This is a genomic window from Streptomyces sp. NPDC045956 (assembly GCF_056430705.1).
This window is the reverse complement of record NZ_JBWKKZ010000003.1, coordinates 202458-225039: the sequence shown is the minus strand read 5'-3', so window position 1 is coordinate 225039 and position 22582 is coordinate 202458. Positions and strand designations below refer to the sequence as shown.

26 protein-coding genes are annotated in these 22582 nt (G+C 73.9%); 16 read left to right on the top strand and 10 right to left on the bottom strand.

Annotated elements, in window-relative coordinates:
* Positions 1–146: 146 nt before the first annotated feature.
* Complete coding sequence (locus AC07FV_RS10015) at positions 147–1472, bottom strand: radical SAM protein (RefSeq protein WP_479086038.1); 1326 nt, start codon at positions 1470–1472, stop codon at positions 147–149.
* 105 nt (positions 1473–1577) lie between these two features.
* Between AC07FV_RS10015 and AC07FV_RS10010 the strand changes: the two genes are divergently transcribed.
* Both AC07FV_RS10010 and AC07FV_RS10005 read left to right on the top strand, forming a co-directional pair.
* The gene (locus AC07FV_RS10010) at positions 1578–2834 is read left to right on the top strand and encodes an FAD-binding protein (protein WP_479086036.1); all 1257 of its coding nucleotides are present in this window, start codon (positions 1578–1580) and stop codon (positions 2832–2834) included.
* An 84-nt stretch (positions 2835–2918) separates the two neighbouring features.
* Positions 2919–3584, top strand: a complete 666-nt coding sequence (locus AC07FV_RS10005; RefSeq protein ID WP_479086034.1) for a maltokinase N-terminal cap-like domain-containing protein — start codon at positions 2919–2921, stop codon at positions 3582–3584.
* A gap of 10 nt (positions 3585–3594) precedes the next feature.
* On the opposite strand, the gene AC07FV_RS10000 is transcribed toward AC07FV_RS10005, so the two are convergent.
* Positions 3595–4119 (bottom strand): hypothetical protein, encoded by a 525-nt coding sequence (locus AC07FV_RS10000; RefSeq protein ID WP_479086033.1) that lies wholly within the window; start codon positions 4117–4119, stop codon positions 3595–3597.
* Entirely contained in the window at positions 4116–5828 is a 1713-nt protein-coding gene (locus tag AC07FV_RS09995) for a PHP domain-containing protein (RefSeq protein ID WP_479086032.1), read from the bottom strand. The genes AC07FV_RS10000 and AC07FV_RS09995 overlap by 4 nt, the downstream gene beginning before the upstream one ends.
* A gap of 149 nt (positions 5829–5977) precedes the next feature.
* On the opposite strand from AC07FV_RS09995, the gene AC07FV_RS09990 reads away from it, so the two are divergent.
* On the top strand, positions 5978–6562 hold the full coding sequence (locus AC07FV_RS09990; protein WP_479086031.1) for a TetR/AcrR family transcriptional regulator: 585 nt from the start codon (positions 5978–5980) through the stop codon (positions 6560–6562).
* Between the two features lie 52 nt (positions 6563–6614).
* Here AC07FV_RS09990 and AC07FV_RS09985 read toward each other — a convergent pair whose 3' ends face one another.
* Positions 6615–7094: a hypothetical protein gene (locus AC07FV_RS09985; RefSeq protein WP_479086029.1), complete on the bottom strand. Its 480-nt coding sequence runs from the start codon at positions 7092–7094 to the stop codon at positions 6615–6617.
* A gap of 118 nt (positions 7095–7212) precedes the next feature.
* Between AC07FV_RS09985 and AC07FV_RS09980 the strand changes: the two genes are divergently transcribed.
* Together AC07FV_RS09980 and mmuM are read left to right on the top strand one after the other, a co-directional pair.
* The gene (locus AC07FV_RS09980; RefSeq protein ID WP_479086028.1) at positions 7213–7749 is read left to right on the top strand and encodes a hypothetical protein; all 537 of its coding nucleotides are present in this window, start codon (positions 7213–7215) and stop codon (positions 7747–7749) included.
* Positions 7750–7819: 70 nt separating this feature from the next.
* Complete coding sequence (gene mmuM, locus AC07FV_RS09975; RefSeq protein ID WP_479086026.1) at positions 7820–8728, top strand: homocysteine S-methyltransferase; 909 nt, start codon at positions 7820–7822, stop codon at positions 8726–8728.
* 48 nt (positions 8729–8776) lie between these two features.
* Here the strand turns inward: mmuM and AC07FV_RS09970 are convergent, their stop codons facing one another.
* Positions 8777–9196 (bottom strand): ATP-binding protein, encoded by a 420-nt coding sequence (locus AC07FV_RS09970; protein WP_479086024.1) that lies wholly within the window; start codon positions 9194–9196, stop codon positions 8777–8779.
* A 112-nt stretch (positions 9197–9308) separates the two neighbouring features.
* On the opposite strand from AC07FV_RS09970, the gene AC07FV_RS09965 reads away from it, so the two are divergent.
* Both AC07FV_RS09965 and AC07FV_RS09960 read left to right on the top strand, forming a co-directional pair.
* On the top strand, positions 9309–10127 hold the full coding sequence (locus AC07FV_RS09965; RefSeq protein WP_479086022.1) for a helix-turn-helix domain-containing protein: 819 nt from the start codon (positions 9309–9311) through the stop codon (positions 10125–10127).
* Positions 10124–10306, top strand: coding sequence for a DUF397 domain-containing protein (locus AC07FV_RS09960; RefSeq protein ID WP_479086020.1), 183 nt, complete (start codon positions 10124–10126; stop codon positions 10304–10306). Before AC07FV_RS09965 ends, AC07FV_RS09960 begins: the two co-directional genes overlap by 4 nt.
* Positions 10307–10325: 19 nt before the next feature.
* Here AC07FV_RS09960 and AC07FV_RS09955 read toward each other — a convergent pair whose 3' ends face one another.
* Entirely contained in the window at positions 10326–11018 is a 693-nt protein-coding gene (locus tag AC07FV_RS09955; protein WP_479086019.1) for a hypothetical protein, read from the bottom strand.
* Positions 11019–11226: 208 nt separating this feature from the next.
* Between AC07FV_RS09955 and AC07FV_RS09950 the strand changes: the two genes are divergently transcribed.
* The 7 genes from AC07FV_RS09950 (at position 11227) to AC07FV_RS09920 (ending at position 18023) form a co-directional block, all read left to right on the top strand.
* Positions 11227–14037 (top strand): toll/interleukin-1 receptor domain-containing protein, encoded by a 2811-nt coding sequence (locus AC07FV_RS09950; protein WP_479086018.1) that lies wholly within the window; start codon positions 11227–11229, stop codon positions 14035–14037.
* Entirely contained in the window at positions 14034–14708 is a 675-nt protein-coding gene (locus AC07FV_RS09945) for a hypothetical protein (protein WP_479086016.1), read from the top strand. Before AC07FV_RS09950 ends, AC07FV_RS09945 begins: the two co-directional genes overlap by 4 nt.
* 135 nt (positions 14709–14843) lie before the next feature.
* Positions 14844–15182 carry an STAS domain-containing protein gene (locus tag AC07FV_RS09940; protein WP_479086015.1) on the top strand — a complete coding sequence of 113 codons (339 nt, stop codon included), beginning with the start codon at positions 14844–14846 and terminating at the stop codon, positions 15180–15182.
* 129 nt (positions 15183–15311) lie between these two features.
* Positions 15312–15818, top strand: coding sequence for a hypothetical protein (locus tag AC07FV_RS09935; RefSeq protein WP_479086014.1), 507 nt, complete (start codon positions 15312–15314; stop codon positions 15816–15818).
* Positions 15815–16165 carry a transcriptional regulator gene (locus AC07FV_RS09930; protein WP_479086012.1) on the top strand — a complete coding sequence of 117 codons (351 nt, stop codon included), beginning with the start codon at positions 15815–15817 and terminating at the stop codon, positions 16163–16165. Before AC07FV_RS09935 ends, AC07FV_RS09930 begins: the two co-directional genes overlap by 4 nt.
* Positions 16162–17082, top strand: coding sequence for an ABC transporter ATP-binding protein (locus AC07FV_RS09925; RefSeq protein WP_479086010.1), 921 nt, complete (start codon positions 16162–16164; stop codon positions 17080–17082). The genes AC07FV_RS09930 and AC07FV_RS09925 overlap by 4 nt, the downstream gene beginning before the upstream one ends.
* Entirely contained in the window at positions 17079–18023 is a 945-nt protein-coding gene (locus AC07FV_RS09920) for an ABC transporter permease (RefSeq protein ID WP_479086009.1), read from the top strand. Before AC07FV_RS09925 ends, AC07FV_RS09920 begins: the two co-directional genes overlap by 4 nt.
* Before the next feature lie 33 nt (positions 18024–18056).
* Here the strand turns inward: AC07FV_RS09920 and AC07FV_RS09915 are convergent, their stop codons facing one another.
* Together AC07FV_RS09915 and AC07FV_RS09910 are read right to left on the bottom strand one after the other, a co-directional pair.
* Entirely contained in the window at positions 18057–18752 is a 696-nt protein-coding gene (locus AC07FV_RS09915) for a ThuA domain-containing protein (protein WP_479086008.1), read from the bottom strand.
* Complete coding sequence (locus AC07FV_RS09910; protein ID WP_479086007.1) at positions 18749–19414, bottom strand: hypothetical protein; 666 nt, start codon at positions 19412–19414, stop codon at positions 18749–18751. The genes AC07FV_RS09915 and AC07FV_RS09910 overlap by 4 nt, the downstream gene beginning before the upstream one ends.
* Positions 19415–19555: 141 nt before the next feature.
* On the opposite strand from AC07FV_RS09910, the gene AC07FV_RS09905 reads away from it, so the two are divergent.
* Positions 19556–19960 (top strand): VOC family protein, encoded by a 405-nt coding sequence (locus AC07FV_RS09905; RefSeq protein WP_479086006.1) that lies wholly within the window; start codon positions 19556–19558, stop codon positions 19958–19960.
* On the opposite strand, the gene AC07FV_RS09900 is transcribed toward AC07FV_RS09905, so the two are convergent.
* Together AC07FV_RS09900 and AC07FV_RS09895 are read right to left on the bottom strand one after the other, a co-directional pair.
* The gene (locus AC07FV_RS09900) at positions 19940–20629 is read right to left on the bottom strand and encodes a helix-turn-helix domain-containing protein (RefSeq protein WP_479086004.1); all 690 of its coding nucleotides are present in this window, start codon (positions 20627–20629) and stop codon (positions 19940–19942) included. The genes AC07FV_RS09905 and AC07FV_RS09900 overlap by 21 nt on opposite strands.
* A gap of 10 nt (positions 20630–20639) precedes the next feature.
* The gene (locus AC07FV_RS09895; protein WP_479086002.1) at positions 20640–21572 is read right to left on the bottom strand and encodes an AraC family transcriptional regulator; all 933 of its coding nucleotides are present in this window, start codon (positions 21570–21572) and stop codon (positions 20640–20642) included.
* Between the two features lie 82 nt (positions 21573–21654).
* Here AC07FV_RS09895 and AC07FV_RS09890 point away from each other — a divergent pair, with 82 nt between their 5' ends.
* Positions 21655–22521 carry a Rossmann-fold NAD(P)-binding domain-containing protein gene (locus tag AC07FV_RS09890; protein WP_479086000.1) on the top strand — a complete coding sequence of 289 codons (867 nt, stop codon included), beginning with the start codon at positions 21655–21657 and terminating at the stop codon, positions 22519–22521.
* Positions 22522–22582: the final 61 nt, after the last annotated feature.

Sequence of the window (22582 nt, the reverse complement as noted above, 5' to 3'; positions counted from 1 at the left end):
GCGGCGGTCACCAGCTGTGGCGGAACGCGGACAAGCCACCTCCACCTGCGGACAGCGGGCGGCCTGCTTGTGACACCCCCTCCCCCCCCCCCCCCTCCCCCACCCCCTCTCCCCCCCCCCCCCCCCCCCCCCCCCCCCACGCCGGCTCACACCTCGACGGGCGCGTCCTCGGGCAGGCTGTCCATGAACGAGCTGACGGAGAAGACCGCGTTGCCGGCGCCGGGCGGGCCGTAGCCGGGGGGCGAGGAGAGGCCGAACTCCTCCATCGTCTGCCGGTAGGCCTGGAGCAGCCGGATGTGGTACTCCAGCGGGGCACCGTCGGGGTTGGTCTTGCCCAGCGGGGTGGTGGGCTCGGGGCACCAGGTGGTGAAGCGGGGCGTGATGCCCTTCGACATGAAGAAGCGCAGGCCCTCGGTGGTGGAGGCGATGGCCTCGTCGACGGTCTTGAAGCCGAAGGGCTCGGCCATCTCCACGCCCGCCACGAAGTTCGGGATCACGTTGCGCGCGCCGAAGACCTCGGTGGAGTCGAGGATGCGCTTGTGCCACTCGTCGCGGCCGACGTAGCGCTCCTTGCCGGGGCAGTACATCTTGAACAGGTACTCGTCCCACACCTCGTAGTTGGGGTGGTAGATCTGGACACCGTAGTCCTTGAAGCGCTGCACGTCGTCCTTGGGCAGGGCCTGCGCGACGACCTTGCCGATCCAGCGGCCGGGGAAGTGCTCCTCGATGGCCTTGGCGTAGCGCCCGTAGAAGTCCGCCTCGTCCAGGCCCTGGACCTTCGACGTGATCGCGCCGCCGGTGAGGGTGTAGGCGGTGGACGTCTTCGCCGTGTCGTACCTGTTGATGATGTCCAGCGCCTCGAGGACCTCGTCGACGTCCTTCACACCGGTGTACGGGCGGCCCGCCGCCTTGTGCTGGCGCCAGTTGTGGTTGATGTCGCAGTACTGGCACTCCTCCTTGGCGCCGAAGTACTGGCAGACCCGGAAGGCGGTCAGGTAGATCAGGTAGCCCCACTGGATGGTGGGGGCCACCTCCATCACCGACTTCCCGTTGGCGAGCTTGTGCCGGTAGTACTCCGGCATGGGCGGCACGCCGACGTCGGAGATCCGCTTGCCGTCGAGGTACAGGCCGAGCTGGTTGTGCTCGTCGGCCGCGACGCGGTACGGGGAGGACGGGTTCACGCGGACCGAGACGACGGTGCGGCGCAGGTCGTAGGGGCCGCCGGTGAGGATGATCTCCTCGGGCGGGCGGCGCAGCGCGGCCTCGCCCAGCTCGGGCAGGGTGCCGTGGTCGAAGGAGAAGATGAAGTACGACTTCGGCTTGACCTCGCCGTCCTCGTTGTCACTCAGCGCGGAGGGATCGAAGGCCACCCCGCCGCGGAGCAGGTCCTCCTTGAAGACGGCTTCCCGCGGTACGTGCGGAAAGCGCTCCATAAGATCCTCGACCAGCGCGGTGCGGTTGCCGCTGCCCATCCGTGTCTCCTCCCGGCTCAGGCGTTCGACTTCTCACGGTATGCCCCCGCCGGTGCGGCTTCCCGCCCGGGGCCCCCTCAGGCGCGCCGGGTAGGTTTCCGCGGTATGAGCGACATCACCGTGACCAACTGGGCCGGCAACATCACCTTCACCGCCGGGGAACTGTCGCGGCCGCGTTCGGCGGCCGCGCTGCGGGCCCTGGTCGCGGACGGCGCACGGGTCCGGGTGCTAGGCAGCGGGCACTCCTTCAACGAGATCGCCGAGCCGGGCGCCGGGGGCGTCCTGCTGTCACTGGCCGACATGCCGGCCGAGGTGGACGTCGACACGGCGGCCCGTACGGTCCGGGTGGGCGGCGGCGTGCGCTACGCGGAGCTGGCGCGGCGGGTGCACGGGCACGGGCTGGCGCTGCCGAACATGGCCTCTCTGCCGCACATCTCGGTCGCCGGGTCGGTGGCGACCGGCACCCACGGCTCCGGGGTGGGCAACGGCTCGCTGGCGTCGGCGGTGCGTGAGGTGGAGCTGGTCACGGCGGACGGGTCGACGGTGACCGTCGCGCGCGGCGACGAGCGGTTCGGCGGCGCGGTGACCTCGCTCGGCGCGCTCGGCGTGGTGACCTCGCTCACCCTGGATCTGGAGGCGGCCTACGAGGTCGAGCAGTACGTCTTCACCGAGCTGCCGCTGGACGGGCTGGACGCGGCGGCCTTCGACGCGGTGATGTCGGCGGCGTACAGCGTGAGCCTGTTCACCGACTGGCGGGCGCCGGGCTTCCGGCAGGTGTGGCTGAAGCGGCGCACGGACCAGCCGCTGCCGGCGTTCCCGTACGCCGCTCCGGCGGCCGAGAAGATGCATCCGGTGCCGGGCATGCCGGCGGTCAACTGCACGGAGCAGTTCGGTGTGCCGGGGCCCTGGCACGAGCGGCTGCCGCACTTCCGTGCCGCGTTCACGCCCAGCAGCGGCGCCGAGCTTCAGTCCGAGTACCTGATGCCCCGCGAGCACGCCGTGGCGGCCCTGCGGGCGATCGACGCGATACGGGCGACGGTCGCGCCGGTGCTCCAGACCTGCGAGGTGCGCACGGTCGCCGCCGACGGGCAGTGGCTGAGCCCGGCCCACGGGCGGGACACGGTGGCGGTGCACTTCACCTGGGTGGACGACACGGCGGCGGTGCTGCCGGTGGTGCGGCGGCTGGAGGAGGCGCTGGCCCCGTTCGCGGCCCGGCCGCACTGGGGGAAGGTGTTCACCACGCCGGCGGACGAGCTGCGCGCCCTCTATCCGCGGCTGGACGACTTCCGGGCGCTGGCCGCGTCCCTGGACCCGGCGGGCAAGTTCACCAACGCGTTCGTGCGCGGGGTGCTGGGCGGCTGAGCGGCTCCCGTCCGCGCCGCCCTGCCGGATGGCAGGGTGTGATCACCACCTCCGGTCGACGAAAGACGAAAGGGGACTGCCGGCATGGCCGTCATCCACCGCACCTCGCTCAGTCCGACCAAGCTGGAACTGCTCGCCGCCTGGCTGCCGTCCCGGCCGTGGTACTCCGGCGCGGGTGAACCGGAACTGACCAGGGCCGGCGGCTTCCGGCTGGACGACCCGCAGGGCGCGGTCGGGATCGAGTTCCTCGTGGTCACCGACACCTCCGGCCCCCGCCCGTCCACCTACCTGGTGCCGCTCACCTATCGCGGCGCCCCTCTGGACGGGGCCGGGGACGCCCTCGTCGGCACCATGGAGCACGGGGTGCTGGGGCGGCGCTGGGCATACGACGGCTGCCACGACCCGGTGCTGGCCGCGCAGTTGCCGGCGCTGATCGAGGGCCGGGTGTCGGCTCAGGACCAGGACACCAGCGACGTCCCCGACCGGGAGGTCACCCGCTCCTGGACCGGCGCCGGTCCCGTCCCCGCGGACTTCGGCACTCCTCCCACCGACGACGCGTCGGGCACCGAGCTGCACGCGTCGGACGGCTCGGTCCTGCGCCTGCACCGGGTGCTGCGCGCCACCGCGGACGGCGCGTCCGACCCGGTGCCGGGGACGGCGGGCCACGTCGCCGGTTCCTGGGCCCTGCCGGACGGGACCCGGGCGCGGGGGCTCTTCGCCGAACTGCGCACCGGGACCCGTTCCCGGTAGCCGCCGGACCTCAGTGGTCCGCGCAGCACGGCGTCGGGTCCGGGTCCTCGAAGGGCACCAGGGTGCCGCCCGCGGCGGGCATGGCGGTCAGGACGAGGCGTCCGTCCCGCCACTGCGGGCGGACGTGCTCCCGGGTGACCAGCCGGGTGTCCGGGGACGGCGCGTCCGGCGTACCCAGCACGGTCACCTCGTCGATCGCGGTGCGCGCGAGCAGCTCGGCGAGCGTCAGCGTGCCGGTGAGGCCGGCCGCCCCCGGGAAGAGGACGGCGCGGCCGACCGCGTCCGGGGCGCCGTCCGATACGTCGTACCCCTGGAGGGTGAGCCGGTCCTGGGCGGCGCGCAGGACCGGCTCCGTATCGGCGGCCAGGGACAGGACGACCCGCGGGCGGCCGTCCCGGACGAGGTGCGTGCAGCCGAAGACGTCCTCGGGGAGGGCGAGTTCCGACGCGAGCGCCTGGAGGAGGCGGTCGGCCTCGCGGAGCGTCGTCGCGCGGGTGTCGATGCCGATGGCGTACGGCGGCCGGGGCGGTGTCACGAGGGCAGGACCCACACCGGGTTGGAGTAGAACCACAGGTCGCGCCACGGGTCGGCGTCGCCGACGACGTCGATGGCGGGGCCCGCCGGGTCGACCTTCGCGCCCAGCGCGCCGACGGCGGACCGGTTGCCGTCGGTACCGCGGGTGCGCAGGTAGACGGGGCGGTCGACGCGGCCGAGGTCGTAGGTGAGGCGGACGGTCCCGGAGTCCTTGTTCACCTCGTACGACCTGACGACCCGGGCGGTCGGCGCGGTGAAGGTGTCCTGGTCGGCGACCGGGCCGGTGACGTCGCCCTGGATGACGTCCACGCGGGCCAGCTTCGGTGTGAATCCGGCCCAGTTGGGGCCGCCTGCCAGGGCCACGTCGATCGACAGGGTGACCCGGGTGCCCTTGCGGACGTGCAGGGCGCCGCCGAGGGTGGCCCACCGGCCGCCGCCGGAGACCCGGACGTCGAGGCCGCTGACGAGCTGACCGTGGTCGACCCAGACGCGGCCGGCGCGGATGCCGTCCATGACGGCGGCGTAGGAGAAGCCGTCGGAGCCGACGTGGGTGCGGCTGTACTGGCCGGGCCAGAAGTCGCCCTGGCCGATGTCGATCTTCCCGGCGTAGACGGGGTCGTCGTAGCGGCCGTTGGCGTTGAAGTCGCCGCCGCCGCGGGCGGCGGTGTCGGCGTACACCTGGTGGGAGTCGGAGTTGGCGGTGATCCACCAGGGGCGGCCCTCGGCGAGGAGGCTGTCCCACAGGCCGCCGACGGTGGCGGTCATCCAGTCGAAGCCGCCCCAGGTGCGGTAGCTCTCCAGCGGGTAGCCGGGGAAGGAGTTGACGCCGGGGCTGCCGTCGTAGATGCCGCGGGCCCCGCCGGCGCCGAGCGGCTTCGGCAGGCCGGCGGCCTGGTGGCCGGGGGCGCCCTCGAAGCCGACGGCGATCTGGTGGTGCGCGGAGGTGGCGTCGCGCCAGGCGCGGATCTCGTGCGGGGAGTCGATGCCCTTGCGCGCCGGGTGGTTGGCGAGCATCAGGGCGTCCTTGACCTTGCGCCGCTTCACCTGGTCGGCGAGGAAGGAGAGGCCGGCGACGGCGAGGGCCTCGTTGGCGGGCGTGGAGTCGCCGGCGCCCTTGACGCTGCCGTCGTAGTCGGTCTCGAACTGCTTGAGGACGGAGACCTCGTTGCGGCCGGGGTGGACGAAGACCGTGCCGTGCTCGGCGGCCGGGATGTTCCACTCCAGGCCCTGGAAGACGAGGGTGTCCTCGTGGGCGGCCCGGGCCGCGCGGATGTCCGGGTTGACCTTCTCGACGCCGATCCTGGCGTGCGTGGTGCTGCCGTGGTCGGTGATGACCAGCCAGTCCATGCCGTTGCGGGCGCCCTGGCGGACCTGGTCGACGACGCGGTACTTGCCGTCGCTGCTGTACTGCGTGTGGATGTGGTGGTCTCCGGCGAGCCAGAGGAAGCCCTTCCTGGAGCGGCCGTTGCCCGCGGCCCGCGCGGGGGCGGCGTGCGCGGTCTGGGTCAGGACGGTACCGGCGGCGAGTCCGGCGCCGAGCAGGCCGGCGCGGCGCAGCAGGCCCCGGCGCGACTGCTGTGCGGGGCTCAGGGCCTCGTCGGGGACGCTGGTGTCGAAGGCCGCGGGCAGGACCGGCGCGGCTCCGTCGCCGTGGTCGTGCGGGTGCGCGTGCCCGTGGTGGTGATGGCCGTGTCCGTGTCCGTGCCCCATGACGTCCTCCTGGATACCGCCGCGGTGCGCGGCTGTGAGGAGGATCGAGGCAGAAGGTGAACGTTGAACGACTCCCGGGTGAGCCCCGCCTGCCGCCCTGCCTGCCCTAGCATGAAACCTAGGAACCCTAGGAAGCCGGAAGGTGGCCCATGCCCCGAGCGGGTCTGACGACCGACCGTGTCGTCGCGGCCGCCGCCGACCTCGCCGACACGGCCGGGTTCGAGAACGTCACCGTCTCCGCGCTCGCCCGGCACTTCGGCGTCAAGGACGCCAGCCTGTACACGCACGTCAGGAACCTCCAGGACCTGCGCGTCCGGGTGGCGCTGCTGGCCGGCGGCGAGCTGATCGAGGAGATCGCCGCGGCGGTGGCCGGCCGGGCCGGCCGGGAGGCCCTCGCCGCCTTCGCGGGCGCCTACCGCTCGTACGCCCTGGGCCACCCCGGCCGCTACGCCGCGACCCAGATCCGCGTCGACCAGGACCTCGTCGCCGATTCCCCCGCCCTGCGCCGCACCGCCGAGATCACCTACGGGATGCTCCGCGCCTACGGCCTCACCGAGCCCGACCTCACGGACGCCGTACGCCTGCTGCGCAGCACCTTCCACGGGTACTGCGCCCTGGAGGCGGCCGGCGGTTTCGGCGCCCCGCGCGACGTGCGGGCCTCCTGGGACAAGGTGGTCGACGCCCTGCACACGGCCCTGGTCCACTGGCCGCGCGAAGAACCCGGCGTCACCTGACGAGGGCCCGTAGCTCGTCGTGGGCCGGCGCGGTGCGGGGCGGCGAAGGCGTTCACGAGAGGTCACCGACCGCGTCGGCGTAGTACACGGACTCCGCGAGGTGCGCGGCGAGTTCGCGGAAGCTCCAGCCTTCGCCGGGCGAGTGGTCGAGCTGCCCGTCGGTGAGCGCGTCGAGGCGGTTGGCCCAGATGCGGGCGAGCCGGGTGAGGCGGCTGCGGGCCTCGTCGAGGTCCTCCCGCGTGAAGGGGGCGCGGTCCGCCTCCGTGGTGACCAGGGAGGCGTGCCAGTGGTCGGGCTGCGTCTCCTCGCCGGCCGACCGGGCCTCCATTTCGGCGAGGTGGTCGACCATGTGGTCGGCGACGCGCCGGATCGCCTTGTGCGGAGTGTACACGCGGCCGCCGGCGTGTACGGGGCGCCCGTCCCAGGCGGTCCAGGTGGCGGCGAGCGCGAGGACGTGGTCGACCATTCCGGTGACGGTGTCGGCGGGCGTGGGGGCGGCCGGTGTGCGAGGGGCGGTGTTCGTGTCGCTCATGTCCCCGACGCTAGGGGCCCGTCGCTTCGGTGCCGGCCGAAGTGTCCCCGCCCCCCGTGCGGGTACCCGCACCCGCACGTGAGGCCACCAAGAGGTGCTCGGACATGGGGGGTTGGGCATGGAGAGACCTGAGCGGGACGCCGGCCGTCCGCGGCGGCTCCGGCGGGACAGCCTGTGGGTGATCGGTCTGGGGGCGCTGGCCGCGGGCCTCGTGGTCCGGCTGCTGTTCAACGGGGCCGGGGCCTGGCCGTCGGCCCTCGTCGGCGCCGCCGCGATGAGCGCCTGGGTCGTGTTCCTGGTCCGGCGCCGCCGCCGCAACGACGCGCGCGACACCGGTGCCGAGCCCGACGACGTACCCGCCATGGAGCGGCGCATCCTCAAGGGCGGACCGCCTCCCGAGGATTCGGGGAGCCGGCAGGCCATGGCGGCGCTGGTCGACTCCCGTCAGCGACGGCTGCGGCGCCACCGCTGGTGGGCCTTCCCGCTCCTGTTCCTGATCTTCTTCGGCACATCCGCCCTGTGGTTCGCCGCCGGGTCGGTCACCGCCGGGAGCGGGATGCTCGTCCTGTCGGTCGTCACCGTGGGGTGGCTGGCCTGGTACAACGTCCGTTTCGACCGGCGCCTGACGCAGATGCGGCACCGGCTGCGGGCCTGACCTCCGGAGCGCGGGTGCGCCGGTCGGGACCGTTCAGCGGGTCTGCGACAGCCCGACTAGCCTCGTCTCCATGACCAGCGATTTCACCGGCACCCTCGCCTCCGGCCGCCCCCTCGTGCTCGACGGCGGGATGTCCAACCAGCTGGAGGCGGCGGGCCACGACCTGAGGGACGACCTGTGGTCGGCGCGGCTGCTCGCGGAGGACCCCGGCGCGATCGTCGACGCCCACCTGGCCTACTTCGAGGCGGGGGCGGACGTCGCCATCACCGCCGGCTACCAGGCCACGTTCGAGGGCTTCGCCCGGCGCGGGATCGGCCCGGAGCGGGCGGCCGGACTGCTCGCGCTGAGCGTTGAGTCGGTGCGGGCCGCCGCCCGCCGGGCACGGGCGGACCGTCCGCTGTGGGTGGCGGCCTCCGTCGGCCCCTACGGGGCGATGCTCGCCGACGGCTCCGAGTACCGGGGCCGGTACGGGATCGGCGTCGCGGAGCTGGAACGCTTCCACCGTCCCCGGCTGGAGGCGCTGGCCGCCGCCCGGCCGGACGTGTTCGCCCTGGAGACCGTCCCCGACACCGCCGAGGCCGAGGCGCTGCTGCGGGCGGTACGTGGACTGGGCGTGCCGGCCTGGCTGTCGTACACCGTCGCGGGCGGCCGCACCCGCGCCGGTCAGCCGCTGGAGGAGGCCTTCGCCCTGGCCGCGGACGCTGCGGAGGTGGTCGCGGTGGGCGTGAACTGCTGCGCGCCCGAGGACGTTCCCGGCGCGGTGGAGACCGCTCGGCGTGTCACCGGAAAGCCAGTTGTCGTTTACCCCAACAGCGGCGAGGCCTGGAACGCTGAGACTCGGTCCTGGCAGGGGCCTTCGTCGTTCGACGCCGGGCAGGTCCGCCGGTGGCGGGCGGCCGGGGCCCGGCTGATCGGCGGTTGCTGCCGGGTGGGGCCGCGGACCATCAGGTCGGTCGCGGCGGCGCTGGCGCCGGTGTGACCGGTTGCCGGTGGCCCGGGCGTCGACAGGACGTGGCCGTGGGGCCACTCATCCCCCACCCCGGGCGGCACCCAGCTCGCACCACACGATCTTGCCGGGGGTCCGCTCCCCCACGCCCCACTTGTCCGCCAGCTCCGAGACGAGGAGCAGCCCGCGCCCACCCTCCCGGGACTCCCCGCCGGGCCCCGACGGCACCGCGGGCACCCCGCCCCCACTGTCGTGCACCTCGACGCGGACCACGTCGCCGAGGAGCAGCAGCCGCAGCAGAAAACCCCGGCCGGGCGGCACACCGTGCACCAGGGCGTTGGTCGCCAGTTCGCTGACGCACAGCACCACGTCGCCCGTGCGCCCGCGCACGCCCCATGCGTCCAGCGCCTCGCGGGCGAACGCCCGCGCGGCGGGTACGGACCGACGCTCCCGGGTGAAGAAGCGCTGACGTGGGGAGGGGGATCGAGTTTCGTCGTTCACGTGACGAGGGTCACGCTCCGTGCTCATCATGAGACAGTGCGCACAGCCGTACAGCCGGTCCGTACGAGTGCGCGACGGTGAACGTACGCGCCCGGGTGGGGAGTTCGACCTCATGAGCACGACGACACGGAGGAACGCCTCCGCGATGAAGATGGTGGGCGCGTTGCTCGCCCTCTACCGCCAGGCCGCCGGCCACACCCAGAGGTCGCTGGGCGAACGGTTCGTCATCGGCGAGCAGCAGATCGCGTCGATCGAGCAGGGCAGACGCCCACTGAAGCCGGACCTCGCCGAGCAGCTCGACGAACTCCTCGACACCAAGGGGGCGTTGTCGACCGCGCTGAGCAGGATGCCGGAGGTGGACCTCGTCCCGCTGTGGGCGGAGGAGTTCCTGGACCGGGAGCGGGAGGCGATCGCCATCTCGGTCTACGACAGCCTGGCCGTGCCCGGCCAGTTGCAGACCGACGGGTACGCCCGGGCGGTGTTCCGCAGCCGCGTGCCCGTCTACGACGCGGACGAGATCGAGCACCTGGTGTCGAAGCGAATGGAGCGCCAGGAGATCCTGCACCGCAAGGTGCCGCCCACCACGAGCTTCGTCATCTGGGAAGCCACCCTGCGGGATCGCCTGGGCGGGGAGGCGGTGTACAGGGAGCAGGTACGGAAGCTGCGTGAATGCGTGGATGTACCGGGCATCACCCTCCAGGTCCTGCCCCTCGGCCGCACCTCGCACGCGGGGCTCGACGGCCCGTTCGTCCTCCTGGAGACTCCCGACTACCAGCGACTCGCCTATATGGAGACCCAGCGCGGCAGCCAGCTGATCGCCGACCCCGACGGGGTGGGCATCCTGACCCAGAAATATGCGATGCTGCGAACGCAGGCCCTGAATACCGAGGACACAAGAGCCCTGTTGGACCGTCTCCTGGGAGAAGCATGAGCAGCGGCAGCGCACTTGAGTGGTTCAAGTCGAGCTACAGCGGCAGCGAGGGCGGCCAGTGCCTGGAGGTCGCCTACGAACCCGCCACCATCCACATCCGCGACTCCAAGACCGACACCCCCACCGCCCCCCGCATCACCGTCACCCCGGAGACCTGGGCCGCGTTCCTCGCCTGGTGACTCGCTGAACGGGCGGGGGTCAGGGGTGGATCCGGGACCCCTCGATCATTGCCTGCGCGTCCCTCACGCCGGCGAGTTTGGCGAAGGCGAGGACGTACTGACGGACGTTGGCCTGCACGCGGCGGAGATCCGCGCGGCAGTCGGCCGCCCCCGGCCACTCCTCCTCGGGACGCTGGGGATGGCTCTGCTCGAAGGCCTGGAGGCGTGGGTGCCACTTGGTGAGGAACGGTCGCAGTTCGTTGTTGAGGAACGTGACGGCGAGGTGCTCGACGGTCAGCCCGTTGCTCGCGTGGACCGACGGCCGACCCGCCTTGAGGGTCTCCCGGGTCGTGGCGAACAGCCCGTACAGCGACGTCAGCGCCTCCCGCAGCAGGCCCTCGTCGTCGTCCAGGGGCTGGACCGACACCCGCGTGACCGACTCGATGAACAGCTGCCATGAGACCTGCCGCGAGTCGTTGTTGACCACGAAGGTGAGTTCGCTGAGCTGGGGCACGGTGACCCGCACCTCGGTCAACCGGCCCGCCCGCCGGTAGGCGTCGAGTCCGAGTGCCACGACGACCCCGGTCAGCCCTCCGGTCACGGCGAAGAGGTAGGTGCCGTTGGCATGACTGACGGAGTAGACACCGAGCCCCAGTCCGGCGCCGATCACCATCGACACCAGGGCCCGGAAGACCAGCGTCCCCGTGACCCTGGCCGCCCTTGCGTCGGCCATCCCCCCACCTCACCGTCCGTGTGCGTGCCCTGGGCGAACTGTAGACGAGGCCGGGGGCGACGCGGCAGGGGTCACGGAAGCCCGGCGTGCGCCGTGGGACGAGGGCGGAGTTCGCGGCATATCACTGTATGAGGGGCGATGGAGGGGCTACTCTCCTGGCACGCGCAGGGGCGGTCGTCGGGGGACGCCGCGCGCAAGGGGGAACGGCATGGAGCAGGTCGGCGAACGTGTCCATCAGCACGACGTCTTCATCTCGTACAGCCACCAGTTGGACGACGGGCCCGCCACGGCCTTCCAGGCAGCCGTCGAGCACTTCGGCCGTCCGTTCTACCGCTCCCGCGACCTGCGCGTCTTCCGGGACAAGACGAACCTGTCCGCGAGCCCCCACCTGTGGGCGGACATCGAGAAGGCGCTGGGAGAGTCCGCCTGGCTTATCGTCATGGCGTCCCCCAAGGCGGCCGGTTCACCGTGGGTTCGTAAGGAGATCAGGTGGTGGCTCGAACACCGGAGCAGCGACCGCATCCTGATCGCGCTGACCGCCGGCACCATCGCCTGGGACGCCGAACGGGGTGACTTCGACTGGGAGAGGACGGACTGCCTGCCCCGGGAGGAGGTGGCCGGAGCCTTCACCCAGGAGCCCCGCTGGGTCGACCTGAGGTGGTTGCGCGAGCACAAGCGGATCTCCCCGCGCCACACCGAACTCGTTCAGGCGGTCGCGGAATTCGTCGCCCCGGTGCGGGCGAGATCGAAGACCGAGCTGATCGGGGCCCATCTGCGGCGTCAACTGCGGTTCAGACAGACCGTGACCGGCATCAGCGTCGTCCTGGCCGTGCTCCTCGGCATCGCCGTCGTCGGCGTGGTGAGGGCGAACGAGGAAAGCGACCGGGCCGCCGAGCGCCAGCTCGTCGCCACCTCCCGACAGTTGGTGGCGGAGGCCGCCTCGATCCAGGACACCCAGCCCGACCTCGCCCGACAGTTGCTCGTACAGGCCTATCGGATGGCCCCGACCGCCCAGGCGCACGGGGCCCTCGTCGCCAGCACCGCCATCCCGGACGTGCTGCCCACCGACGGCTCCTCACACGGAGTCGCCTACTGCCCGTTCGGCGGGTTGCTCGCCTCCGCCGCGGACAACGGCGTGACGCTGTACAGCACCGACGGCAACCGGCGTCTGGGTCTCGTCGGGACGGAGAAGGGCTCCGCCACCGCCGTGGCGTTCGGTGAGGACTGCGGTGTGCTCGCCGTGGGCGACGCCTTCGGCCACGTACGCCTCTGGTCGGTGAACCGGCCCGGCGAGCCGCGGCTGCTCTCGGCGGTACGACCGGACGACGGTGGCGTGGGAGGCCTGGCGTTCGCCGGGCGGACGCTGCGGCTGGCGGTCATCACCGACGGCGCCGTGCCCCACATCGTGGACTTCGAGAAGCCGGACGCGGAGGTGACGGACTCGCTGCCGGGCACGACACTGGCGGGGATCACCGAGGCCATCGCCGTCAGCCCCGACGGGACCCTCGTCGCGGCATCGTACGAAGGGGGCAAGGTGAGGCTCATGAGCCTCACCGACGAGGGCCGGCTCACCGTGGAGTCCACCACGACCAGCCCGTCCCGCGCGCTCGCGTTCAGCCCCGACGGCCAGTTCCTCGCCGCCGGCGGCGAGGAGGACTCCGCACGTCTGTGGGATGTGAGCAACCCCTCCAGGCCGCGTCAGGCGGCGCTGCTCAGTGCGCGCTCCACCCTGGGCGTCGACTCCGTCGCCTTCAGTACCAGCGGCAAGTCGCTCGCGACCGGAGCGGGGGACGGCACGATCCAGTTGTGGGACATGACCGACCCGCTGCGTCCCGCGCAGGGAGCACGGCTCACCGGTCACTCCGGAACGGTCCGGGGCCTGGCCTTCGCGCCGGACGGCCGGACACTGGCGTCCGCGGCCTCGGACGGCGCGACCCGCGCCGCCGACGGCTCCGACGACCTCAACGGCACCGTCCGGCTGTGGCGAGTGGCCGGGGCGGAACGCTCGTCCTCCCGGGTGTTTCTCCCGGAAGGCCACATGTCGGGACAGCCCTTCGGCAAGGACGGCCACGTACTCGCCCTCGGCTCGCCCTCGACGCTGTGGTGGGTCGACGGTGCCGCCCAGCCGTACCGCTTGGCGACGCTGACCACCTTCAACCAGGGCGGACAGCAGGTCTCCTTCGGTCCGGACGGCACGACGCTCGCCACCGGAACACCCCTGAGGATGTGGGACACCTCAGACCCCGTGGCCCCTCGCGAACTCACGACCACCGCCTTGACCCAAGGAGCGGACATCGTGCTGTTCAGCCCCGACGGGGACCTCGTGGCCGCCGACGAGGACGATCGGCTGGGCCTGTGGAGCACCGGGGACGAGCCCCGACGGCTGGCGCTGCTGCCGGCGGCGACCCGGTCCCCCGCGGTCTTCCTCGACGACGGCAGGAGCCTCGCGGCCGTCACCAGGGCCCAGGACGCCGTGCAGGTCTGGGACGTCTCCACCCCGTCCGAGCCCAGGAAGGCCGCCACTCTCCGGACGGGCGCCGCACGCCCCACCTCCCTGGCGGCATCCGACGGAACCCTGTACGTCGGGGATTCCCACGGCGCGGTCACGGCGTGGCGTGTCCGCGGTGACCGGGCCGAACGGCTGGGCTCCAGCAACCGGCACAGCACGGCGGTCGAGGATCTCGCCGTCCATCCGCAGGGCGCGACGGCCGCGAGCGGCGGAGCCGACGGGTCCGTCCGCATCTGGGACGTGTCCGCTCCCGGGAACCTGCGAGAGTCCGCGGTACTGGACGTGGGGGCGGGAACGGACGGTATGGCGTTCAGTCAGGACGGCCACACCCTCGCCGTGTCGACCGGCGTTGCCACGCACTTGTGGGAGGCCGAGCCTTCGACGATCCAGCAGCGGCTGTGTGCCCAGTCGGAGCCCATCACGCGTGGGCAGTGGGCCCAGTACCTGCCCGACCGGACGTACAGCCCGCCGTGCGTCGAACCGAAGCCGACCGTGGAGACGAGTGCATGAACAGACGTGTGTCACAGGCTCTGCTGACCGTCGCTGCCGCAGCGGTCGCGGCGGCCTGCTCGACCCCCGACCAGGGCCCCCGCGTCACCCCGGCGCCGGCCGCTCCCAGCGCCTCGGCTCCGCTGCCCACCGTCTCTCCCCAGGCCCCGGGCCCCGCGCTCGGGCCCGCCCCCGACGACCTGCGGGACGTCGACTGGACGCGCGCGGTGCTGCCCGGCGACTTCTGCCAGATCGCCGGGACGGTGACCCTCACCGACAACGAGGGCGAGGCCGACTCGAAGACCTGGGGCCGGGTCCACGTGGCCCAGCTCCCCGACCTCACGACGTACGGGGACGTCACGGGGGACGGCCGCGACGAGGCCGCCCTCGCAGTCGGCTGTGACAACGGGGGAGGCACCGCGGCCGGGCAGCTGGCCTTCGCGAGCATCGTCCTGACGGCGCGCGACGGCCGGCTGTACGCGCTGGGCACCCTTCCCACCCAGCAGGAGTCGTCCGCCGAGCATCCGCCCCTGGTGTCCACGACGAAGCTGACGCCGGGCAAGGCCACCATGACCGAACTCTGGTACCGGCAGTCGGACGCCAACTGCTGCCCTTCGGGAAAGAGGGTCAGCACCTGGACACTCGAGGGGGCACACACGCTGGTCCTGAGCCACTCCGAGGTGACGTCCTGACCGCCGGCCCGATCCCCACCGCACCGGAGGCCCGGGCCGCGCTCCTCCCCCGGTGACCTCGACCCGTCCCGCTCGGCGCCACGGGGTGACAATGGGAGACACGCCCGCCCGCACTGTGCCGCCGAGGAGGCCGTCGTGACCGTCGATCCCCCACGCCCGAGCCGGTCCGCCCCCGTGACGATCACCGAGGCCGACGAGCGGCACGCCGTTCTGGCCTTCTCCGGTGCCCTGGACGCGCCCGCGCTGGGCCTCCTGGAAGAGCTGCTCCTCGACCCCCGCCTGCGGCGACCGGGCGCATGGACCCTGGACATGAGCGATCTGACCCATGTCGACCTCGCCTGCGCATACGCGCTGCTGCGCGCCGCCACGCGGGCCCCTGAACCCGCCGCCCTCACCGTCCGCGGCGCCCGCCCGGCGGTGCACCGCACCCTGCGGCACGCGGGGCTGGACAGCGTGGCCACCTTCGTCGCCTAGAACGGCCTCGGCCCCGCGCCCGGCCCAAGGCGGTCCAGGACGGTCCGACACCCCACCGACTTGCCTACTGGGAAAGTCATCGCTTACTTTCCCAGTAGGAAAGTAAGCCAGGCAGGGAGGGCGAGGGCCGTGAGCACACCGGTCGATGCCGAACAGGCATGGAAGGACCTGCAGCGCATCCGGGTGCCGCAGGAGCGGGTGTACGACGAGGTCGAACGGGCGGCGGGCGGGAGCCTCGCCTCGACCTGGACCACCGCCGCGATCATGTGGGTGTTCCTGGCCGGCCTGCGCCTGGACCCGCCCACGTGGGGCGTCTGGCTGGCCGTCGCCGCGTACGTGGCGCTGCTGGGCGGCCTGGCCGTCCTCCACCACCGCGGGAGCCGGCTGCTGCTGCACCACTCCCGCTTCACCTGGCGGACCGTCGCCACGCTCGTCGCGGGGGCGGTGGTGACCGGTGGGACGGTCCTGCTGTCCGGCCGCCTGGTCGAGCCCCTGGCGCCGCTGCCCGCCGGCCTGGTCCAGGCCACGGTGTCGGCGTCGGTGTTCGTCCTGTTCGTGGGCCCGGCGAGCCGCTGGGCGGCCGGTGCCCTGCGCGGCCGGGGCGCGACGGAACCGGGCCCGGAGGCGGGGCGATGAGCATCCCCTCCGGCTTCGACGAGCTGATCCATCCCGCGACCCGGCTCTCGGTGGTCGCGCTGCTCGCGGCCACCGAGTGGGCGGACTTCGCGTTCGTCCGCGACAGCCTCTCGCTCAGCGACTCGGCGCTCTCCAAGCAGCTGCACACCCTGGAAGAGGCCGGGTACCTGGAACTGCTCAAGGAGGGCGGCGGCCGCAGGCGGCGCACGAAGGTGCGGTTGACCGACCGCGGCCGCACCGCCTTCGAGGGGCACGTGGCGGCGCTCCGGGCGATCGTCGACGCCGCCGGCCCCCCGGCCGCGGCCGAACCGATGCCCCCGCGGCAGCACTCGGAGGCGGGGCGATGACACGGCACCCGTCCGGCCGGCCCGTGATCCACGCGCGTGACGTGGCCATGGCGTACGGCAGCACCGCCGTCCTGCACGGCATCGACCTGGACATCCACCGCGGCGAGGTCTTCGCCCTGCTGGGCCCCAACGGCGCCGGGAAGACCACCACGGTGGAGATCCTGGAGGGTTTCCGACGGCGCTCGGCCGGCGAGGTCGACGTCCTCGGCACGGACCCGGAGCGGGGCGACGACGCCTGGCGCGGCCGGATCGGACTGGTCCTGCAGTCCTGGCGCGACCACCGCCGCTGGCGGGTCGCCGAGCTGCTGGGTCACTTCGCGACGTACTACCCCGACCCGCGCGACCCGGCCGAGCTGCTGGACCTGGTCGGTCTCACCGGCCAGGCCGGCCGGCAGGTGGACCGGCTGTCCGGCGGGCAGCGCCGGCGGCTGGACGTCGCGCTGGGCATCGTAGGCCGTCCCGAACTCCTCTTCCTGGACGAACCGACCACCGGGTTCGACCCGCAGGCCCGGCACGACTTCCACCTGCTCGTCGAGGGGCTGGCCCGCGACGAGGGCGTCACCGTCCTGCTCACCACGCACGACCTGGTGGAGGCCGAACGCCTCGCGGACCGGATCGCCATGCTGGTCGGCGGCCGCATCCGGGCCTGCGGCACCCCCGCGGAACTGGCCCGTCGGGCCGCCTCGCAGGCGGAGGTCCGCTGGACCGCCGACGACGGGACACCCCGCCGCGAACGCACGGAGGACCCCTCACGGCTGGTCTGGGAACTGCACCGGGACGCGGACGGCCCGATCCCCGGGCTCGAGGTGCGCCGCCCGACGCTGGAGGACACCTACCTGCACATGCTGCACGGGTCCGCCGACGGCCCGGACGGGACGCCGGACGACTCCCCGGACGGGGAGGCACAGGCCGCATGAGGGAGACACACGTGACGGACAGCGCCCACGAGGCGGACGGCACCATCGGCACCATCGGCACCGTCGCCCCGCAGGCATCCCGCCGCCCGCACCGCCGCCCCTGGCGGGCCGGGTTCCTGCGCGGCGGCATCGAGCTGCGGCACCTCCTGCTCAACCCCAAGGAGATGTCCGGCCACGTGACCAACGTGGTCGTCGCGCTGGTGATCGCCGCCTACATCGGCGACGACGTGCCCGGCACCGAGACCCCGATGGCCCACCTGGTGCTGGCGGGCTTCGCGGCCTACCTGCTCTTCCAGATCGGGTTGGTCAACGTCCCGCAGATGCTGGTGACCGAGCGGGAGGAGGGTGCGCTGCTGCGGCTGCGCGCGACACCCGGCGGGATACCGGCCTACCTCGTCGCCAAGTGCCTGCTGGTGGCCGCCACGGCGACCGGCACCCTGGTCCTGCTCCTGGCGAGCGCGGCGCTCCTGGTGGACGGGCCGCTGCCGGACGGGCCGGCCGGCTGGCTGACGCTGCTGTGGGTCACCACGCTGGGGCTGCTCGCCGTCGTGCCGCTGGGCGCGGCCATCGGCGCCGTGCTGCCCAATCCGCGCGAGGCGCTGGCGCTGATCATGCTGCCCACCATGGGGCTGCTGGTCACCTCCGGGGCGGTGTTCCCGATCACCTCGCTGCCCGTGCCGGTGCAGCAGGTGGCCTCCGTCTTCCCGCTCAAGTGGATGGCTCAGGGCCTGCGTTCGGCGTTGCTGCCGGACTCGGCGCGGACCGCCGAGGCGGCCGGTTCCTGGGAACTTCCCATGGTGGCCCTGGTATTGGGCGCCTGGGCGGTGCTCGGTTTCCTCCTCGCGCTGCCCCTCCTGCGCCGCTCCGCCCGCCGCGAGTCGGGCTCCCGCCTGGCCTCGCGCCACCGCGCGGCGGAACGGAGCGGGGCGCTGCCCGGATAGCCGGGCCCGATGGGCGCTGAGGACCGGGGACTGCTACCCGCCGCCCCGGGCCGTGCGGGCCGCCCACTCGACGCCGCCCCGCAGATGGGCGCGGAAGAGGGGGTCGCGGTAGGCGTCGGCGGTGTGGCCGAGGGCCGTGTAGAAGACGCGGCCCGCGCCCTGTTCGCGGCACCAGACCAGTGGATGGTCCGCGCCCATGCCGCCGCCCTCGTACGACGACTCGTCGGCGCGGGCCAGCACCCGGACCGCACCGCGCGGGTTGGTGCGGAAGTCGTACCACTCGTCCGTGAACTCCCAGACCGGCGGCAGCTCCCGGGTCGCCGGATGGGCGGGGTCCTCGACGAGCACCCGGCCCGGCTGGCAGGCGGGGTGCCGGTCGAAGCGGGCGCCGAGCAGCTCGCCGTAGTACGGCCAGTCCTCCTCGGTGCAGGCCGCCGCGTGCACGCCGACGAAGCCGCCGCCCTCCTCGACGTACCCGGCGAGCCGGTCGCGTCCGGCCGGGGTGAGCACCTCGCCGCTGGTGGAGAGGAAGACGACGGCGCCGTACCGGTCGAGGGGCCGCTCCAGGACCGCCGGGTCCTCCGTGTGATCGACCTCGAACTCCCCCAGGGTGCGCAGGGCGTGGACCCCGTCCGGGATCGAGTCGTGGCGGTAGGCGGTGGTGCGCGTGCAGACGAGCAGCCGGGGCGCCGGGGCGCGGTCCCCGGCCCCGCCGCCGGGCCCCGTCATCCGCCCGCGTCGACGTCGTTGTCGGGCGCTCCGTCGCCGACCGGGGGCAGGTCGCCGCGTTCGACCGGGGTGCCGGGCGCCGGGTCGGCGGAGGGGAGCAGCCGGGCGGCTTCCGCGGCGTCGGGGCGGTGGGCGGTGAGCGCCGCCTCGCGCAGCACGTCACGCGGGACGGCGCCCTCCTCGGCGGAGACGCGCAGGACGTGGCCCTCGCCCGGCACCGCGTACTCGTGGCGGCCGGCGCCGGTGCGGTACCAGGCGGCGCCGTCGCGTGCGCACGTCGTGCGCTCCCCGGACATGTCCCCGACCGGCTGCTCGGGGCACGTGCCGGCGGTGATCGAGCCCCGGTCGACGGCGAGGCGCAGGTGCGCTCCGCTCCCGGCGGAGACCCAGGTGGCGGAGAAGCCGTCGTCGCCGAGGACGCCGACCGACTGCTGGGCCAGGGTGAAGCCGGGGGCCTCGACGACGCGGACCAGCTCGGGGGCCACGCCCAGCGCCCGGGCGCGGGCGTCGAGTTCACCCCGGCCGGTGCCGGGACCGGTGGCCCCACGGGCCCCGGCGGAGGAGACGGCCACGGTCTCGGTGTCCGCCTTCTCGGAGCCGCAGGCGGTGAGCAGCAACGGCGCCAGCAGCAGCACCGGCAGGACGCGCGGGGGACGAGGCATGTGCCCATCCTGCCGCATCCGCTTTCCCCCCGTCAGGCCCGGCCGACCGCGGGCCCCGCCGGTCCCGGGCGTTGGCCCGACGGCCGCCGCGTGTCCGATTCCTTCAAGACCGGCCCCGCGCGCCCCGCCTACGGTGGCCCCATGACCGCACGATTCGACGCCCTCAGCATCATCGTCTCCGACATGGCCGCCTCCGTGGCCTTCTACCGCCGGCTCGGTTTCGCGTTCCCCGAGGACGCCGGGGACCAGCCCCACGCCGAGGCCGTACTGCCGGGCGGGACCCGGCTGCTGCTCGACACGGAGGCGTCCGTCCGTTCCTTCATGCCCGGCTGGGAGCCGCCGGCCGGGGGCGGGCGGCACTCGCTCGCCCTGCTGTGCGACACGCCGGCCGAGGTCGACGCGCTCTACGAGGAGCTGACCGACGCCGGCTGCCACGGCGAGCGGGGGCCCTGGGACGCCGTCTGGGGTCAGCGGTACGCCGTGCTGAACGACCCGGACGGCCACGGCGTCGACCTGTTCGCGCCGCTACCCGCCCCGGCCGAGTAGCCGCCCCGGCGGCAGCCCCGTCAACTCCTTGACGTCCCGCGCCAGATGCGCCTGGTCGGCGTAACCGGCCCGGACGGCCGTATCGGCGAGCGGCACGCCCTCGCGGGCCAGGGCGAGGCCACGCTGGAACCGCAGCACGCGGGCCAGGGTCTTGGGCCCGTAGCCGAAGGCGGCCAGGGAACGCCGGTGCAACTGGCGGGGCCCCACGCCCAGCTCGTCGGCGGTCGCGGCGACCGGACGGCCCGCTTCGAGGGCGGCCACGATCCGGCGCAGCAGCGGGTCGGGGGGCCCGGTGCCGGCCGCCCGGGACAGCGCCGCCTCCTCCAGGCCGCTCGCCGGGTCGGGGGCCGCGTTCACCCGGGCGGCCAGGTGCCGGGCCCGGGCGGTGGGCCACAGGTCGGTCAGCTCCACCCGCCGGTCGCGCAGTTCGTGGGCGGGGACACCGAGCAGGGCGGGGGCGGTGCCGGGGGCGAAGCGGACGCCCGCCCAGGGGCCGGGGGCGCCGTCGGTGACGTGGGCGCGGGTGTCGGGGCCCGCGACCAGCAGCCGGCCGTCGTGCCAGAGCAGGTCCATGCAGCCGTCGGGCAGGACACGTCCGGTGCCGGGCTCGACCGGGGAGTCGGTCCACACCATCGCGCCGGTCAGCCGGGAGGCCCGTTCCGCGTACACGTCTGCCAGGCTACGCCGGTGTCCGGTACTCCTGGGGGCTGACGCCGTACACCCGTTTGAAGGCCGTGGACAGGGCGAAGGCGCTGCCGTAGCCGACCTGCCGGGCGATCGCGCCGAGGGTGTCCTCGGTGTCGCGCAGCCGGTCGGCGGCGAGGGCGAGGCGCCAGCCGGTGAGGTAGGTCATCGGGGGTTCGCCCACCAGGTCGGTGAAGCGCCGGGCGAGCGCGGCGCGGGAGACGCCGGCCTTCCCGGCGAGCGACGCCACCGTCCAGGGGTGCGCCGGGTCGTCCTGGAGCAGCCGCAGCGCCCGGCCCGCGACCGGGTCACCCAGTGCCCGGTACCAGGCGGGCGGCTCGGCCTCGGGCCCGGCGAGCCAGGCCCGCAGCGCGGCGATGACCAGCAGGTCGAGGAGCCGGTCCAGGACGACCGCCTGACCCGGTTCGTCCCGGGTGACCTCCGTCGTCAGCAGGGGCGTCAGCGGGCAGTCCCACTGGTCGGAGGTGAGGGACAGCAGCGGGGGCAGGGCGTCCAGCAGCCTGCCGCCGATCTCGCCGCGCACCAGGTACGTGCCGATCAGCAGCACGGCGTCGCCGTCGGCCCGGTCGCCCCAGGTGCGCACGCCGAGGTCCATCGAGCCGTTGAGGGGGCGGCCGTCGGGACAGCTGCACGCGCCGCCCGGCAGGATCACCGCCTGCGGCGGGGTGCCGGGGTCGTCGGCGCAGGTGTACGGGTCGGGGCCGCGGGCGATGGCGAGGTCGCCCGCGCGCAGCCGCAGCCGCTCCCCCGTGTCCGGCACGATCCAGGCGTCGCCGCGGACCATCAGCATCACCGTGAGCGGTGCCCGGTCCTCGACGCGTACGGCCCAGGGCGGGTCGAAGCAGGCGCGGATCATGAACGCGCCCCGGGCGCGGGGGCCCTCCAGCAGGCCGGCGAGTGCGTCCATGGCGTCACAGCGTAGACGCACGCATATGCGGGCGAGCCGTTCGGCGATGGGAAGGCGGGGCGCCCGGCCGTTGACTGGTGCCATGACGAGGACGAGTGCGCAAGAGGACATGACGGTCGTCGTGACGGGGGCGTCCGGGCGGGCCGGGAGCCGGGTGGCGGGAGCGGCACGGGCGGCCGGGCTGACCGTGCGGGCCGCGTCGCGGGCGACCGGGTTCGACTGGTGGGACCGGTCGACCTGGGCCGGCACCCTGCGCGGCGCCGACGCGGCCTTCGTGGTCCACCCCGCCGACGTCGGTCCCCCCGACGCCGCGGAGACGGTCGGGGCCTTCGCGCGGGAGGCGGCCGGGCTCGGCGTGCGGCGGCTGGTGCTGCTGTCGGCGCGGGGCGAGGAGCAGGCGCGGCCCGCCGAGGAGGCGCTGGCCGGGGCGGGCCCACGGTGGACGGTCGTGCGGGCCGCCTGGTTCGCGCAGAACTTCGGCGAGGGCCCGCTGGCGGAGGAGCTGCGCGGGAGCGGGGAGCTGGTGTTCCCGGCCGGTGACGCGGCCCGGGAGCCGTTCGTGGACCTGCGGGACGTGGCCGACGTGGTGGTGGCGGCGCTGGTGTCCGGCGACCGGTACGCGGGGCGGGTGCTGGAGGTGTCGGGGCCCCGGCTGCTGACCTTCGCGGAGGCGGTCGCGGAGATCGCGAAGGGGACGGGCCGCGCGCTGACGTACCGGACCGTCGCGGCCCGCGAGTACGGCGGGAACCTCGTCGGCTTCGGGGTGCCGGAGCAGGAGGCGGCGTTCCTGGTGGAGCTGTTCGGCACGCTGCTCGACGGCCGCAACGCCCGGCTGTCGGAGGGGGTGCGGGAGGTGCTGGGCCGCGCGCCGAGGGACTTCGGCGACTTCGTGCGCGAGGGGGTGGCCGCTGGGACGTGGAAGCCGGGGACGTCCGGTCGCCGCGCCTAGGGGGTGTCGGACGGGCCCCGGGGCGCCGGCATGTGGGTCTTCACGCCTCGGGGACGGCCTC

Excerpts from the sequence above, each read along its gene's own strand:
- AC07FV_RS10015 (WP_479086038.1), bottom strand. The coding sequence starts at position 1,472 with ATGGGCAGCGGCAACCGCACCGCGCTGGTCGAGGATCTTATGGAGCGC.
- AC07FV_RS10010 (WP_479086036.1), top strand. The coding sequence starts at position 1,578 with ATGAGCGACATCACCGTGACCAACTGGGCCGGCAACATCACCTTCACC.
- AC07FV_RS10005 (WP_479086034.1), top strand. The coding sequence starts at position 2,919 with ATGGCCGTCATCCACCGCACCTCGCTCAGTCCGACCAAGCTGGAACTG.
- AC07FV_RS09995 (WP_479086032.1), bottom strand. The coding sequence starts at position 5,828 with ATGGGGCACGGACACGGACACGGCCATCACCACCACGGGCACGCGCAC.
- AC07FV_RS09990 (WP_479086031.1), top strand. The coding sequence starts at position 5,978 with ATGCCCCGAGCGGGTCTGACGACCGACCGTGTCGTCGCGGCCGCCGCC.
- AC07FV_RS09985 (WP_479086029.1), bottom strand. The coding sequence starts at position 7,094 with ATGAGCGACACGAACACCGCCCCTCGCACACCGGCCGCCCCCACGCCC.
- AC07FV_RS09980 (WP_479086028.1), top strand. The coding sequence starts at position 7,213 with ATGGAGAGACCTGAGCGGGACGCCGGCCGTCCGCGGCGGCTCCGGCGG.
- mmuM (WP_479086026.1), top strand. The coding sequence starts at position 7,820 with ATGACCAGCGATTTCACCGGCACCCTCGCCTCCGGCCGCCCCCTCGTG.
- AC07FV_RS09965 (WP_479086022.1), top strand. The coding sequence starts at position 9,309 with ATGAGCACGACGACACGGAGGAACGCCTCCGCGATGAAGATGGTGGGC.
- AC07FV_RS09960 (WP_479086020.1), top strand. The coding sequence starts at position 10,124 with ATGAGCAGCGGCAGCGCACTTGAGTGGTTCAAGTCGAGCTACAGCGGC.
- AC07FV_RS09955 (WP_479086019.1), bottom strand. The coding sequence starts at position 11,018 with ATGGCCGACGCAAGGGCGGCCAGGGTCACGGGGACGCTGGTCTTCCGG.
- AC07FV_RS09950 (WP_479086018.1), top strand. The coding sequence starts at position 11,227 with ATGGAGCAGGTCGGCGAACGTGTCCATCAGCACGACGTCTTCATCTCG.
- AC07FV_RS09945 (WP_479086016.1), top strand. The coding sequence starts at position 14,034 with ATGAACAGACGTGTGTCACAGGCTCTGCTGACCGTCGCTGCCGCAGCG.
- AC07FV_RS09930 (WP_479086012.1), top strand. The coding sequence starts at position 15,815 with ATGAGCATCCCCTCCGGCTTCGACGAGCTGATCCATCCCGCGACCCGG.
- AC07FV_RS09925 (WP_479086010.1), top strand. The coding sequence starts at position 16,162 with ATGACACGGCACCCGTCCGGCCGGCCCGTGATCCACGCGCGTGACGTG.
- AC07FV_RS09920 (WP_479086009.1), top strand. The coding sequence starts at position 17,079 with ATGAGGGAGACACACGTGACGGACAGCGCCCACGAGGCGGACGGCACC.
- AC07FV_RS09915 (WP_479086008.1), bottom strand. The coding sequence starts at position 18,752 with ATGACGGGGCCCGGCGGCGGGGCCGGGGACCGCGCCCCGGCGCCCCGG.
- AC07FV_RS09910 (WP_479086007.1), bottom strand. The coding sequence starts at position 19,414 with ATGCCTCGTCCCCCGCGCGTCCTGCCGGTGCTGCTGCTGGCGCCGTTG.
- AC07FV_RS09905 (WP_479086006.1), top strand. The coding sequence starts at position 19,556 with ATGACCGCACGATTCGACGCCCTCAGCATCATCGTCTCCGACATGGCC.
- AC07FV_RS09895 (WP_479086002.1), bottom strand. The coding sequence starts at position 21,572 with ATGGACGCACTCGCCGGCCTGCTGGAGGGCCCCCGCGCCCGGGGCGCG.
- AC07FV_RS09890 (WP_479086000.1), top strand. The coding sequence starts at position 21,655 with ATGACGAGGACGAGTGCGCAAGAGGACATGACGGTCGTCGTGACGGGG.